Origin of the sequence: Thermococcus sp. ES12 (assembly GCF_012027515.1) — an archaeon.
Classification (GTDB): Archaea; Methanobacteriota_B; Thermococci; order Thermococcales; family Thermococcaceae; genus Thermococcus; species Thermococcus barossii.
Genome location: NZ_SNUP01000118.1, coordinates 1 through 405, shown reverse-complemented (window position 1 = coordinate 405; position 405 = coordinate 1). Strand labels below are relative to the sequence as shown.

Sequence of the window (405 nt, the reverse complement as noted above, 5' to 3'; positions counted from 1 at the left end):
CCTTCCATATGTATTAACGGTCGGTGCTTTTAGCATAGGCTTTTCTATCGTATTATTTCTATTTGCTCTAAGAGAAATTGGAGCTATGAAAACAGGGGCAATTTTTTCGACTTCCTCATTAATCGGCGCTCTCTTTGCTTTTTTAATCCTTGGAGAGAATTTCACTCTTTTAAAAGCATTTTTTGGCATTTTGATGTTCTTTGGAGTGTATTTGTTATCTCTGGAGTAAACCTTATGTGAAAAAATGCTCATTAATTTCTAGGTGATGGTATGGAGATTAAACTACCCGAGCCAAAAATTAAAGGAGAAATGAGCCTTGAGGAAGCTATATACAGGAGAAAGAGCATTAGGAGATATACCTCAGAACCATTAACTCTTAGCGAGCTCTCTCAAGTTCTCTGGGCC

General features: G+C 37.3%; 1 protein-coding gene. It reads left to right on the top strand.

The window, feature by feature from the left end:
* Positions 1–229: EamA family transporter (locus tag E3E37_RS11335; protein WP_167717454.1), on the top strand; the 229-nt coding region annotated here is incomplete at its 5' end.
* Positions 230–405: the final 176 nt, after the last annotated feature.